The 13106-nt window shown below is 56.0% G+C and carries 14 protein-coding genes and 3 pseudogenes; 3 read left to right on the plus strand and 14 right to left on the minus strand.

Going from position 1 to position 13106, the window contains the following annotated elements; genetic code table 11:
* Positions 1-106 precede the first annotated feature (106 nt).
* Positions 107-241 (plus strand): annotated as a pseudogene (locus NSS88_RS01255) (spore coat protein); the annotation flags it as partial.
* Positions 242-334: 93 nt separating this feature from the next.
* Positions 335-1696: a S8 family peptidase gene (locus NSS88_RS01260; protein ID WP_049625120.1), complete on the plus strand. Its 1362-nt coding sequence runs from the start codon at positions 335-337 to the stop codon at positions 1694-1696.
* A 177-nt stretch (positions 1697-1873) separates the two neighbouring features.
* Here NSS88_RS01260 and NSS88_RS01265 read toward each other — a convergent pair whose 3' ends face one another.
* The 4 genes and pseudogenes from NSS88_RS01265 to NSS88_RS01280 all read right to left on the minus strand — a co-directional run bounded on the left by NSS88_RS01265 (position 1874) and on the right by NSS88_RS01280 (position 3286).
* Positions 1874-2449: a YitT family protein gene (locus tag NSS88_RS01265; RefSeq protein WP_033015362.1), complete on the minus strand. Its 576-nt coding sequence runs from the start codon at positions 2447-2449 to the stop codon at positions 1874-1876.
* Between the two features lie 154 nt (positions 2450-2603).
* Positions 2604-2774, minus strand: coding sequence for a twin-arginine translocase TatA/TatE family subunit (locus NSS88_RS01270; RefSeq protein ID WP_020959661.1), 171 nt, complete (start codon positions 2772-2774; stop codon positions 2604-2606).
* Positions 2775-2882: 108 nt separating this feature from the next.
* Positions 2883-3061, minus strand: a pseudogene (locus NSS88_RS01275) (H-type small acid-soluble spore protein).
* 3 nt (positions 3062-3064) lie between these two features.
* The gene (locus NSS88_RS01280; protein WP_033015364.1) at positions 3065-3286 is read right to left on the minus strand and encodes a hypothetical protein; all 222 of its coding nucleotides are present in this window, start codon (positions 3284-3286) and stop codon (positions 3065-3067) included.
* Positions 3287-3358: 72 nt separating this feature from the next.
* Here NSS88_RS01280 and NSS88_RS01285 point away from each other — a divergent pair, with 72 nt between their 5' ends.
* Positions 3359-4351 carry an acyltransferase family protein gene (locus NSS88_RS01285; RefSeq protein WP_049625981.1) on the plus strand — a complete coding sequence of 331 codons (993 nt, stop codon included), beginning with the start codon at positions 3359-3361 and terminating at the stop codon, positions 4349-4351.
* 56 nt (positions 4352-4407) lie between these two features.
* Here the strand turns inward: NSS88_RS01285 and thiE are convergent, their stop codons facing one another.
* The 10 genes and pseudogenes from thiE to NSS88_RS01335 all read right to left on the minus strand — a co-directional run bounded on the left by thiE (position 4408) and on the right by NSS88_RS01335 (position 13046).
* The gene (gene thiE, locus NSS88_RS01290; RefSeq protein ID WP_049625119.1) at positions 4408-5076 is read right to left on the minus strand and encodes a thiamine phosphate synthase; all 669 of its coding nucleotides are present in this window, start codon (positions 5074-5076) and stop codon (positions 4408-4410) included.
* 5 nt (positions 5077-5081) lie between these two features.
* Entirely contained in the window at positions 5082-5882 is an 801-nt protein-coding gene (gene thiD / locus NSS88_RS01295) for a bifunctional hydroxymethylpyrimidine kinase/phosphomethylpyrimidine kinase (RefSeq protein ID WP_033009277.1), read from the minus strand.
* A 17-nt stretch (positions 5883-5899) separates the two neighbouring features.
* On the minus strand, positions 5900-6709 hold the full coding sequence (gene thiM, locus NSS88_RS01300) for a hydroxyethylthiazole kinase (protein WP_033015373.1): 810 nt from the start codon (positions 6707-6709) through the stop codon (positions 5900-5902).
* A gap of 169 nt (positions 6710-6878) precedes the next feature.
* Positions 6879-7901, minus strand: coding sequence for a glycosyltransferase family 2 protein (locus NSS88_RS01305; RefSeq protein ID WP_049625982.1), 1023 nt, complete (start codon positions 7899-7901; stop codon positions 6879-6881).
* A 1-nt stretch (position 7902) separates the two neighbouring features.
* Positions 7903-9617, minus strand: a pseudogene (locus NSS88_RS01310) (DUF6044 family protein).
* 113 nt (positions 9618-9730) lie between these two features.
* Positions 9731-9880, minus strand: a complete 150-nt coding sequence (locus tag NSS88_RS01315) for a hypothetical protein (protein WP_155266792.1) — start codon at positions 9878-9880, stop codon at positions 9731-9733.
* Between the two features lie 11 nt (positions 9881-9891).
* Positions 9892-10647: a 5-oxoprolinase subunit PxpA gene (locus NSS88_RS01320; RefSeq protein WP_033015378.1), complete on the minus strand. Its 756-nt coding sequence runs from the start codon at positions 10645-10647 to the stop codon at positions 9892-9894.
* Positions 10644-11615, minus strand: coding sequence for a 5-oxoprolinase subunit C family protein (locus NSS88_RS01325; protein ID WP_049625983.1), 972 nt, complete (start codon positions 11613-11615; stop codon positions 10644-10646). Before NSS88_RS01325 ends, NSS88_RS01320 begins: the two co-directional genes overlap by 4 nt.
* A complete protein-coding gene (pxpB, locus tag NSS88_RS01330) occupies positions 11608-12300 on the minus strand; it encodes a 5-oxoprolinase subunit PxpB (protein ID WP_341082630.1) in 693 nt (230 codons plus the stop codon). Before pxpB ends, NSS88_RS01325 begins: the two co-directional genes overlap by 8 nt.
* On the minus strand, positions 12291-13046 hold the full coding sequence (locus NSS88_RS01335) for an IclR family transcriptional regulator (RefSeq protein ID WP_049625428.1): 756 nt from the start codon (positions 13044-13046) through the stop codon (positions 12291-12293). Before NSS88_RS01335 ends, pxpB begins: the two co-directional genes overlap by 10 nt.
* Between the last annotated feature and the right edge of the window lie 60 nt (positions 13047-13106).

Below are 13106 nucleotides of genomic sequence, written 5' to 3' on the forward strand. Positions count from 1 at the left end.
TCCTATTCGTTGGCTAACGCCAACCGACATTCATCTCCCACTTTCACTGGTGCTGGCGCACCTTCACGTTTAGAAGTAGGAGACTTCTTTCGGAGGGAAGTTAAATGACGCGATTGCGTTTCACGAGCAAATTAGCCAATACATGATCAACAAAGGATACTATCATCCGACCAACGTCCAAGAGCAGCTGCGCGTCGATATGCAAACGGCGCAGCAAGTGTTGCAATCAGCCGGCCGCTGAACGCACAAATGGGATTCGCCTGCTGCAAGGGGAATCCCATTTTTCATGATTTGCCCTCCATTCGCCCATCCTAACAACAAGGAGGTGAACAGCGTGAAACGCCGATACCGAATATGGGCCGCGACCAGCGCGGTTGTTGCTCTACTCGTTGCCGCAGCCGCCTTGGGGCGACCGGCTCTAGAAGAAAACGCCCCGGCTCCACCACGGCTGAAGCCGTTTGACGCCGAGGTCGCACCCACCCATCCAACCGTTGTCGCCTTAGACAGCTTAAGCGCAGGCGAACAGCTGAAACAGCAGTTGAACAAGCACCCGCGCATTCGGGAAATCCTCCATAATCGCCGCGGTGACCGAAGCCATTATTTCGCCAATGAGATCGTCGTCCGCTTTCGGGCATTGCCATCGGAAAGCCGTCTTCAACAAATGGAGGCAGCCATCGCCGGCCAGCTCATCAAGCAGGTCGACCACGTGTTTGTATTCCGTTCGCGCGGGCAAACGTACGAAGAGATGCGCCGCTATTTCCGATCCCTTCCGATGGTTGATTATTGCGAACCGCACTACATTTACATGCAAAATGAGTGGAACAAGCCGGCGCTGATCCCGAACGATTCGTTTTACGCCCGCTACCAATGGAATTTGCCGGCCATTCATACCGAAGCCGGCTGGACGTTGTCGCGCGGCAAACAAACCGTGCCTGTCGCCATCATTGACAGCGGGGTCGATTTGACCCATCCCGATTTAATCCGCCGCCTTGGTCCCGGATACAACGTATTGGCCGACGACCGCTCTCCGAATGACGAAAATGGCCATGGCACCCATGTCGCTGGCATTATCGCCTCACAGCCGAACAACGACGAAGGAGTCGCCGGCATAACATGGTTCAACCCGATCATGGCCGTCAAAGCATTAAATGCGGACGGCTATGGAACGAGCATCGACGTGGCGAAAGGCATCCGCTGGGCGGTCGACCACGGGGCAAAGGTCATCAATTTAAGCCTTGGCAACTACCAACCATCCTCGGTGCTTGAAGAGGCGATCCGCTACGCCGACGCCCATGATGTCGTCCTTGTCGCCGCCTCCGGCAATGACAGCACATCACAGCCGAGCTTTCCGGCCGCGTATCCGGAAGTGATCAGCGTCGGGGCCGTCGACCCGGATCTATCCTACGCTTTGTATTCCAATTATGGCGAGTACATCGATGTGGTGGCGCCCGGGACGAACATTGCCAGCACATTTGCCGGCCATCAGTACGCCGCTCTTTCCGGCACATCCATGGCCGCTCCCCACGTCGCGGCGCTCGCCGCCTTGATTCGTTCCGTCAACCCGCAGCTTTCGAATGATGAAGTGCGCAGCATTATTTTAGAAAGCGCTGATGACTTAGGCGAGAGAGGAAAAGATCCGTATTATGGCTACGGACTTATCAACGTCTATCGTGCCCTCGAGCTGGCGAAACCGTGAACAAGCGCCCGCCTTCCATCTGGAACAGCCTGCATGCCGCCCGTTGCAACGGAATGACGCCATCTCAACGAAGCGTTGCAGGCTCGAACGCTCAAGTTCCATAACCGCCTCCCTTTCCGTCTTGATCATGACAGCGGACAGGCGGGGAATGGCCATGAAAAAACGGTGGGGACTGGATTACACCCCCATCGTTTTTTCGTGCGTCAATATCGTTGTCACCGCCCCGACAACCGTGACGACGACAAGCGAATGAACAAAGGGCACGGAGTCGATGATCAAGCTTCCAGCTGAAATGATGCACGCATCAATCACAAAAATAACGATCCCAACGTTCCAGTTCGTCAGCCGCGCGATAAACTGGGCGAGCAAGTCGGTGCCGCCCGTGCTTGTCTCCTCACGCAGCATCAACCCGATGCCTGCACCAACCAAGATTCCGCCGATCATGGCACTCCACAATGGATCGAGCGCCACCACGCCGCGCAACACCGACAATACGTCAATCATCCAAGAGGAAAACAAAAGACCGTGCAAACTGTTGTAAAAAAACGGGCGGTAGTAAAACCAAGCCGCCACGTAAAGCGGAACGCTTAAGACGATCATCATCAATCCGGCTTGCACGTTCCAGACATATTTGGCGATCAATCCGAGCCCGATCATTCCCCCATCAAGCAAATGGTGAGGAACTAAAAAGACGTTGATGCCAACGCCAATCAACAGGCTGCCGACGATCACCGCCGCCATTTTTTTGATCATCATGACTCCCCTCCGCCACCGGCTGATTGCAACGAACGAACGCACCTCCGTATATGTATATGGCGCTTGTCAGCAGAGCTTGTCTTTTTTTTTGCGGCGAGAGAACAATGGCCGACAAAGCAAAAAATAAGAGGCTAGGCTCTCGCCCAACCTCTTATTTTTGCGCTTTTGTCGCCTCGTCGTCGTCAATGATGCCCTTTGTCGCGTTTTTGAATTCACGCAGCGTTTTTCCAGCCGCTTGCCCTAACTCCGGCAACTTTTTCGGCCCGAAAATGAGCAATGCGAAAAAGACGATGAGCGCAATTTCTCCAAACCCGATGTTCATATTGCTCACTCCAATGTTCAAGCGTCATTTCTTTCGCTATTATATCATATTCGAACAAGGAGTGTCATCGGCTTTCCCTTGACAAAACAACGACAACTTGCCCGGCGCCTACAGCTCTTCAAGCAGGCGCACCGGTACGTCTTGCTCGCGTTCCGGCTCATCAGCAAAATAAATGCGCGCCATTCCCGCCCTTCATCGACGTGCTGAATGATCACCCGTTTTCCTTCATACGTCACCGGGACGATCTCTCCGGCCTCGGCGATCCGTTTCGCCCGCAGCAACTCCATTTCTTATTCGCCTCCTTTTGCACTGTCTTCCGCCTGCGCCCGCAAGCTTTTCCAAAACAATTCATCGTTGCAGACGATGGCGTTCAATTCCCCTTCGTCCCCTTTGGCGTTGATGATTTGCAATAACTGCGTCATATCGTCCGTTTCGCGGCGGTCGTTTTTCACCCAATCATCACCTTTCTTTGTCAAACTGTTGCATGGACAGCCGCTTTCCGGCAGCGGCATGTTTCTGCGGTTGACTCCCCCAAAAAAAAGAAGTATGATTCGAATTGATGTGTTAGAAAAGGAGGAAACACTGTGAAGGAGCGGGACTATTATTTTGACAACGCGAAGTGTGCGTTGATGCTCCTTGTCGTGTTTGGCCATTTTCTGCGCCCGTACATTGACGGCGTCTTATGGGTGCACAGCTTGTATACGTGGATTTTTTTCCATATGCCGGCGTTCATTTTCATTTCCGGCTATTTCGCCAAAAAGTTCTATGAACACGGCTACTTGCAAAAAATTACGAAAAAGCTGCTCATTCCGTACGTTCTGTTCCAGCTGCTGTACTCGGTCTACTACTTCTTCCTGTACGACAAACAGTCGTTGGAACTTGACTTGTTGACCCCGCATTGGAGCCTATGGTTTTTGCTCAGCCTGTTCAGCTGGAACGTGCTGCTGTTATGGTTCGGCCGGCTGCCGAAGCGGATCGCGCTGCCGATGGCGCTTCTTCTCGGCTTGGCCGGCGGGATGATGGAAGCGGAAAAATGGCTGAGCTTGTCAAGAACGCTCACGTTTTTCCCGTTCTTTTTGCTCGGGTTTTTCACGCCAAAGCCGGCGATCGAGCGCCTGTTTGCCGCACCGGTGCGCGTCGCTTCGCTGTTTGTGCTGACTGGCATGTTTGTGCTTATTCATTTCGGGTTTCCAGACTTGCCACAAGACTGGTTGTACGGCTCAAAGTCATACGATACGCTCGGCGTGTCGGAGCCGGCCGGCGCGGCGGGCCGCCTTGCCATTTATGGGGCGAGCCTGCTCATGATGTTTGGCTTTCTGTCGCTCATCCCGAGCCGGCGCTTCTCGTTTTCCGTGCTTGGGGCGCGCACGTTTTACATCTATATCTTGCACGGGTTTATTTTAAAATATTTGCACGAAACGCCGTTTACGGATTTTATTATGGATGTGCACGGCTATCCGCTTCTGCTCGCGCTGTCAGTCGCCGTTATGCTCGTTCTCGGCAGCCGGCCGGTCGTCCGGCTCGTGCGGCCGCTGCTTGAATGGCGGTGGCCGAGGTGGCGGCAGACGGCTTCATAAGACGCAAAAAGGGTGTCCTGCGAACAGGACACCCTTTTGTCTTGTCTGTTTGATGGTCACCGTTTCACACGGGCAGCCCGCACCGCCTCCAATAAACGAGAAGCGGCGGCTTTAGGCGACGGAGATGACGCGATGGCGCTGATGACCGACACCCCGTCCGCTCCGGCCTCCATCACCTCTCTTGCATTGTCAGCCGTAATGCCGCCGATGGCGACAATCGGAATCGTAATCCCCGCTTCGCGGAGGCGGCGAAGAATATCGGGGCCTTGCGCTTCGTTCGCATCATCCTTTGAGCGGGTTGGATAAATTGGGCCGACGCCGATGTAATCAGCCCCTGCCGCCATAGCCGCCATCGCTTCTTCGACGTTGTGGGCGGAAACGCCTAAAATTTTATCACCGATTTTCTCCCGCACGCGCCGCGCGTCTTCATCATCTTGGCCGACGTGGACACCGTCGGCATCGATGGCCATAGCCAGCTCGACGTCATCGTTGACGATAAACGGCACGCCATAAGTGCGGCAAAGACGCTGCAATCTCTGGGCGAGCGCCGCTTTGTCTTCCCCTTTGAAAGCGCCCGGTCCTTTTTCGCGAAATTGAAACAGCGTCACGCCGCCGTCAAGCGCTTCCTCGAGCACCTGCTCCGCCGGCTTCTCACTGTTTGGGGTTCCCATAATAAAGTACACCGCCAACCGCTCTTTCATTTCTTCGCTTGTGATGCGCGTCACCCGTCTCACTCCCCATATTGCCGATACGCCCAATGGTTCGTCGGCCCGTGGCCTTGGCCGATGCCGAGCGGATGGGCAATCGCCGATTGTACAAACGCCTTCGCCGTTGCCACAGCATCAGCGGGGTGGCGCCCTTTCGCCAGTTCAGCCGCAATCGCCGCAGCGAACGTACAACCGGTCCCGTGCGTATGGCGCGTGTCGATCCGCTTGCTTTTAAAATACGAAAATCCGTCTCCATTATACAGCAAATCGACCGTTTCCTCGCCGTCGTCATCATGGCCGCCTTTAATCACGACGTAGCGGGCGCCCATCCGGTGCAGACGGCGCGCCGCTTCGCGGCGGTCATCCATCGTGCGGATGGCCGTGCCGGTCAGCGCTTCCGCTTCCGGAATGTTCGGCGTAATGACAAGCGCCAGCGGCAACAGTTCTTCTTTCAGCGCCGCCACCGCCTCTTCTTGCAGCAACGGGGCGCCGCCTTTCGCGATCATCACCGGATCGACGACAAGCCGCTCCCAGCCGTGTTTTTTCACCTGTTCAGCCACGGTGCGGATGATATCGGCGCTAAAAAGCATGCCGGTTTTCACCGCATCGGCGCCTAAATCAGCGGCCACCGATTCGATCTGGGCGGCGACCGCCTCCGCCGACAGCGGAAAGACGCCTTGCACGCCGAGCGTATTTTGCGCCGTCACCGCTGTGATCGCTGACATGCCAAACACACCAAGCTCTTGAAACGTTTTGAGATCCGCTTGAATGCCGGCGCCGCCGCCGCTGTCCGAACCAGCAATCGTCAACGCTTTGAATACCATGTGGCGCCCCTCTCCTTTTACCGTTGTTCGACCTGTCCGTCACGCTTCACATCATCGGCGCTTGTGTGCGCCAACGCGTCTAGAAACAACGACTGAAAACGGCCCGGACTGCGCTCCCCAGCTTCTGCAGCCGCCCGCTCCGCCGCGACGCCATAATAGGCGAGCGCCGCCACCGCTGCCTTCACCATATCACGCTCAACAGCGGCAAACGCCCCAATCACCGACGTCAACAAACAGCCCGTCCCGGTCACTTTCGTCAACAGCGGGTGGCCGTTGTGAACCAAATACGTCGTGTTTCCGTCCGTGACGACATCGTCCTTTCCGGTGATGATCACAACGGTGCCAAGCTTGGCCGCCGCCCGCTTCGCCAAAGCCGCGGCATCGCCGCTTCCTTCCCCGGCGTCGACGCCTTTAATCGCCCACGTCTCGCCGATCATATTGGCGATTTCCGCCGCATTGCCGCGGACCGCTGCAAGCTTCACCTGTTCGGCGATGCGGCGCGCTGTCTCCGTTCGATAGCGCGTGGCCCCGGCTCCGACCGGGTCGAACACCACCGGCACACCGGCTTCGTTCGCCGCCCGGCCGGCGATCAACATCGCCTCTACTTCCTCAGCGTTCAGCGTCCCGATGTTCAATACGAGCGCGCCGGCAAGCTTCGCCATCTCTGCCACTTCCTCTTTCGCATACGCCATCACCGGCGAAGCGCCAAGCGCCAGCAATCCGTTCGCCGTAAAATTCGTCACGACGACATTCGTCATATTGTGGACGAGCGGATTGGCCTCTCTCACCCGCTCGCGCAGTTCCGCCCATTCACGCCAATCGGCCATCACTTACCCTCCCCTTTCTCGACAAACACCCTTTGCCAGCTGGCGAAAGACCGCCTTCTCTGCATCCCCCGCCAATCCGCCATATCATTCCCATCCATCAGTCTACTCTTTCTTTTTTAGAATTGCAAGACAAAGAAAAACGGCGCGCTTGTGCACGCCTGCCGTTTCCTTATGGCCGCAGCCGCTTCTCCGCTTCCGCCTCCTCGGACGAAGCCGATGGCGACAGCCGCTGCGGCAGTGGCCAGTTCCATAAATCCAAATCGACGATGTAGCGCGGCCGCCGTTTCGTTTCCTTATAAATTTTTCCAACGTATTCCCCGATCAGCCCAAGGGCGATGAGCTGCATCCCCCCTAGCAGCCAAATCGAGGTAATGAGCGACGTCCATCCCGTCTCGGTATGTCCAGCCCACTTTAAAAAGAGAAAATAGGCGCCGAAGATGAGGCTGACGACAAACGAGAGAAAGCCGATGAGCGAAATAAAGCGAATCGGGGTGACGCTAAACGATGTGACCCCGTCGAGCGCAAAAGCGATCATTTTTTTTAACGGGTATTTTGTTTTTCCGGCCAGCCGTTCTTTCCGGTCGTAATAGACGACCGCCGAGCGAAAACCTAGAAGCGGAACGATGCCGCGCAAAAACAAGTTCACTTCCCCGAACTGTTCGAGCGCCTCGACCGCGCGCCGGCTCATCAGACGGTAGTCGGCATGGTTATACACGAGATCAACGCCAAACATCTTCATTAACCGATAAAATCCTTGGGCGGTATGGCGTTTAAACCACGTATCCGTATCGCGACGCCGGCGCACGCCGCAAACGATGTCATACCCTTCGCGAAACTTTTGCACAAATTCGCGAATGGCCGACAAATCATCTTGCAAATCGGCATCGATCGAAATCAAGCAGTCGGCGTGTGTTTTTGCCGCAAACAGACCGGCCAGCAACGCGTTTTGATGCCCAGCGTTGCGCGCCAGTTTCAGCCCTTTCACTTCCGGATGGCACAAGCTCGCCTTGTAAATGATTTTCCATGTATCGTCATGGCTTCCGTCATCCACGAACAAGAGCGCACTTTTGGGCGAAATCATTTTTTCCTCAACAAGTTCGCCGCGCAGCGCCTGCAAGCGGCGGATCGTCTCTGGGAGCACCTCTTCTTCGTTGTAACACGGCTCGACGATGGCTACTACCGGTTCGGACATCTCACGTTCCCCCTTTCCATGCGGCCTTGTATAAGTAAATCGTCCAAGCAGATTCGTCCGAGCGAAACACACGCTCAAGATGCAACGCGTTGTCGCTTGCGTTTTCAATCGGCAACGCCGAGAAAATATAACGCCCGCCCATGGCGTAAAACGCTTTTGTGTTCAATTCAAGATGGCGGATCGTCCGCTTCGACGTTTTCTTGAACATATAATGTTTGCCGAGTTCGTCGACAAAAAGGTAGCAACGCCCGCCCCATTCGTCAAAATACTCGCGCAGCTTTTTGTTTTTTTCCAGCTCCTTGGCGATAATGCAGCGGAACCGGTGTTTGTATTCCAACGGGTAAAAGTTATTGTACGTATCAAGCGTGTAAAAACCGTTGTACTGGGCGATCGCCGGGTGGATGCCGATGCTGGCGACGCGATATGTATGGACGGGACGGCCGATATACTCGCGGATGGCGGCAAATTGCTTCTCAGCGTAAAATTCGCGAAATGACGGCTTGTTGCGGTAGACGATTTCCTCATTGTGCAAGACAAGCACCAACAGCTGCAAAGCGATCGCCGCCGCGCTGACCGCCCGCCACCGCCGTCCTTCCTGCCAAATAATTTTCAGCGCCATCGCAAACAAAACGTAAATGACCATCGGCCGCAAAAAATGATAGCGGGCGAAATTGAACTTATCGAGCAAATCAAACCGTTCCGTGAGCGGCAGCCATCCTTTGTAAAACCAAAATGCATACCATGTCGACAACGCGAAGTTCAATACGTGCAGCACAAGAAACGGCATTTCCTGCCGCCAGCGCTTCCGCTTCCACACGAAGTACAAGGCGATGAGCGTCACCGGCAAAATGACGAACCCGTGCACCGTCATCACATGAGTATGGCCGAGCACATAGTTTTTGAACGTCAGACGGATCACCCGCAAAGCGGCAGGCGGGCGTGGAAATATTCGTCTCGGCTTGTCGGTTCATCGGAAAACAAGAGCGAATGGACAAGCCGGTAGTCGACCGCCGAATAGAGCACCGTCATATAGACGATGGCCGCCAAAAACCGCCAATTCCAACCCTTGCCGCGGATGACATCAATGAGCCACCAAATCCCAAGCGCGCTTAGGAAAAAGAAAAAGCCAAGCACAAAGCTCGAGTAAAGCGGCAAGAGCGTCAACACCGCCCAATTCACCCATGAACGCTCCCCGCCCCGAATGTTTAAAAACGCCCAAAGCGCAAGCGGCATGCCGAGCGTGCTCAACATCCCCGACGGCCAAAACGGCGTCAGCGCGAACGTTAACGAAACGCCGATGCGGATCCATCCCCAGCGTCCGGCCGGCAGCACATGCTTTTTCAGCAAAAGATACATGCCGACAAACGCGAACACGCGGGTGATGGCTTGGCTGAGCCCATAGGCGTAAATGGACGGAAACAAAGCGTGAAGCCAGACGATGCCGCTGAACTCCGTCCCGAACGCGTTGCGCGGCAATCCGTTAATGATTTGCGGGATGATTCCGTCAACCGGTCCAAACAGTTCGCCGCTTCGGGTGAGCACTTTATACCAGGCAATGTTGGAATCCAAATTGTCATGGACGCGCATATGCGCATCTTCACCGAGCACAAAGTACGGCGACACATATAAGGCGATGGCCAGCAGTGAGAAGAACAGAAGTCGTTTTTCTGTCACCAGCGCCTCTCTCCCTCCTTTCGCCCGGCTGATGTCTTTCATTATTGTTCAACAAATGAGGAAAATTATTCATAATGATGGCAAAAAACGGACGGCAAACGAAAAACCGCTGTCGGCCGGGCAAAGCCGGCTGGCAGCGGTTTTGAATTCGGCGCTTAGCCGGCGAAAATCGGCACGTGCATGCTGTGCACCATCCCGGTGACATGGAAAAACGGCAATGTCGCCAACCCGAGAGCGATGGCCGATGTCGCCATCAAAAAAACGGCCCCGATCAACACGCTTAATCGGCTTTCATTCTTATGCATTGTCTCTCTTCTTATCGCAGCGCCTGAATGGCAATGCCTTCTTGCTGCAACGCTTCATACAACCGCTTGGCAAATCGCACCGCCTGCTCATTGTCGCCATGCAGGCAGACGGTGTCGGCTTCAATCGTCACGTCCGTCCCTTGCAATGAGCGGACGCGCTGTTCGCCAACCATGCGAAGCACTTGGCGGACCGCCTCATTTTCATCCACAATGATGGCACGTGCATCACTTCTTGGAGTGAGCGAACCATCCGCCTGATACGTCCGGTCGGCGAACACTTCGCTCGCGGTTCGCAAGCCATAAGCGCGGCCCGCGCGGATGAGCTCGCTCCCCGACAAACCATACAAGACAAGCGACGGGTCGACATCGCGCACCGCTTTGGCGATCGCTTCGGCCAACGCCGCGTCTTTCGCCGCCATATTGTACAAGGCGCCGTGCGGCTTCACATGCGTCATCACGCCGCCTTCCGCCTTGACAAAGGCTGCAAGTGCGCCGATCTGGTAAACAACGTACGCATACACTTCTTCGGGTGAAACCGCCATCGCCCGCCGCCCAAATCCGAGCAAATCAGGAAGACCGGGGTGGGCGCCGATGGCAACGCCATGCTGGATGGCGAGCTGCACCGTCCGCCGCATGACGAGCGGATCGCCAGCGTGAAACCCGCAGGCGATGTTGACAGACGTAACGTATAACAATATTTCTTTCTGCCCAAGCTCGTATGCACCAAAACTTTCGCCAAAATCGCAATTGAGATCAATGACCGTCATGATTCTTCCCCCCATTGGCGGCGAATGGCGGCAATCCACCGATCCAGCCGTTGCTGTTGTTCGATATAAAGCTGCACCGCTTCCTCAAGCGCGATCGGTCGAAACTGGATACGGTCGCCGGGACGCGCCTGCGCCAACAAAGGCAAATCGACCGCTGCCACTTGGGCGATGCGCGGGTAGCCGCCCGTTGTCTGGCTGTCGGCCATCAACACGATCGGTTGGCCGGACGATGGCACTTGCACAGTGCCGAAGACGACGGTATCCGACACCATCTCCTTCTCGCGGGCGCGGACTAGCGCCGGGCCTGCGAGCTGGCAGCCGATCCGGTCGGATTGGGGCGTCACCTCATAGAAGGCGGCAAACAACTGAGTGCGGCTGTCCGGCGTAAACTCGTCATATTCCGGACCAGGGACAGCGCGCACCGTTTTCGTTTTTCCGCCGATATAGCGGCTGGCCAACCGGGAGAGCCCCCAACGCAGCGGCTTTGAAGGGAAAATGAGAGCGGCCGGCCCAATCTTCAACACATCCCCGCGCCGCAACGGCCGGCCCGATACACCGCCAAGCTGCGCCGGGACGTACGTTGAACGGCTGCCCATCACAGGCGAAACATCAATGCCGCCTGCTACGGCCATATACGCTCTCCATCCCACTCGGCATGCCCCGATTTCCAACACATCGCCCGGCTTGACGGCCGCCGGCTTCCAAAGCACCAACGGCTGCCCGTTCAGCGCGCATGAGAACTCGCCGCCGCATATGGCGATCACCGTTTCGGCGTGAAACCGAATCGTCGGCCCGGACATCGTCGCCTCGAGCACCGCCTCATCGCCATGGTTGCCGACAAGCGCATTGGCAAGGCGATACGCCCACGCGTCCATCGCCCCGCCCACCGGCACCCCGGCATGCCGGTAGCCGAAACGCCCGCTGTCTTGAACGGTCGTAAAAAATCCGCCCTCCATGACTTCAATCATGTTCATCTCTCCAACGTGCAAATTCATCGGCGCCAATCGGCCGAAATTCAACAATGTCACCGGCGGAAAGCAAGCTCGGCTCCTTCCGGTGCGGGTCAAATACGCGGAGCGGCGTCCGGCCGATCAGCTGCCAGCCGCCCGGCGTCGCCAGCGGATAGACGCCCGTCTGCCCGCCGGCGATGCCGACCGAACCGGCGGGCACTTTTGTGCGCGGCACCGCCCGCCTCGGTGTGGACAAACGCGGCGACAAGCCCCCCAAATACGCAAACCCGGGCGAAAACCCGATCATATAGACACGGTAGCGGCCGGCCGAATGAAGCGTAACCACCTCATCTTCCGTTATCCCGTGAAAGCGGGCGACCTCTGGTAATTCCGGCCCAAATTCACCGCCATAGCAGACAGGAATAACAACCGTTCGCGCCAAAGGCCGGTCCGTCTGTCCAGACGACTCGACCTTTTCGCGCAGCCACCGGCATACGTCCGCATAACCAATCGCCAGCGGGTCGTAATACACGGTAAGCGATGAAAACGCCGGCACAATTTCGTTGACCCCTTCTTTTCGTTTTCTCTTTAGGCGAACCGCTGTCTCATGAACGATATCATTTACGGTCTCATCGATATAATCGGCAAACCGGACGGTCACTGCATATTCACATAACGGAAACAGCGTATAGTTCATTTCCATCCCTTTCCTTGAAAGCCAAGTTCACGTGAAATCTCCATCGCCGCCTGCCGAAGCAACGGAACGATGCGCGCCACATCATCCGGCAAAAAACGCTGTTCCGGGCCGGCGACACTCAGCCCGGCGATGGCCGCGCCTTCATGGTTAAAAATCGGTACAGCCACAGCCGCCGAATAGTTTTCCAGCTCAGAATAGCTGACCGTATAGCCCCGTTTCCGATCTTCTTCCAACTGCCGACGCAACGCCTGCTTGTCCGTTACGGTATTTTTGGCGATTTTGACAAGTTTTGTTCGTTCCAAATAGCGTGCTTGCTCTTTTTCGTCCATAAAGACCAGCAAAGCGCGCGGGCACGCGCCGGCGTACAGCGGCGCGCGCCGGCCGACTTTCGTATAGACGCGCACCGGCTCGGACGTCTCGACTTTTTCAATATAGAGCGCCTCATCACCGTCGCGGATGACAAGATTCACCGCTTCGTTCGTCGCTTCTTTCAGCCGCTCCATCACCGGCAGCGCCACCCGACGAATATCGAGCCGCTCGGCAACGAGCGACCCAAACGTCAACAATGCCAAACCGAGTTCATAGTGATCGCCCCGCTTTTGCAAAAAGCCAAGCGCGACAAGCGACTGCGCCATCCGGTATACCGATGTTTTCGGCATCTGAAGCCGTTCGACCATCTCTGGCAAAGTCAACCGTTCGCAGTCGAGAAACAAATCAAGCAGTTCTTTTGTTTTTAACACCGTTTTGTTCATCATTGCCCCTCAATTCCGAATATCAGAATATTAATTCCAAAATACGGACTATATATTCTT

It is taken from the genome of Geobacillus sp. FSL W8-1251, from assembly GCF_038005945.1.
GTDB classification, from domain to species: domain Bacteria; phylum Bacillota; class Bacilli; order Bacillales; family Anoxybacillaceae; genus Geobacillus; species Geobacillus stearothermophilus.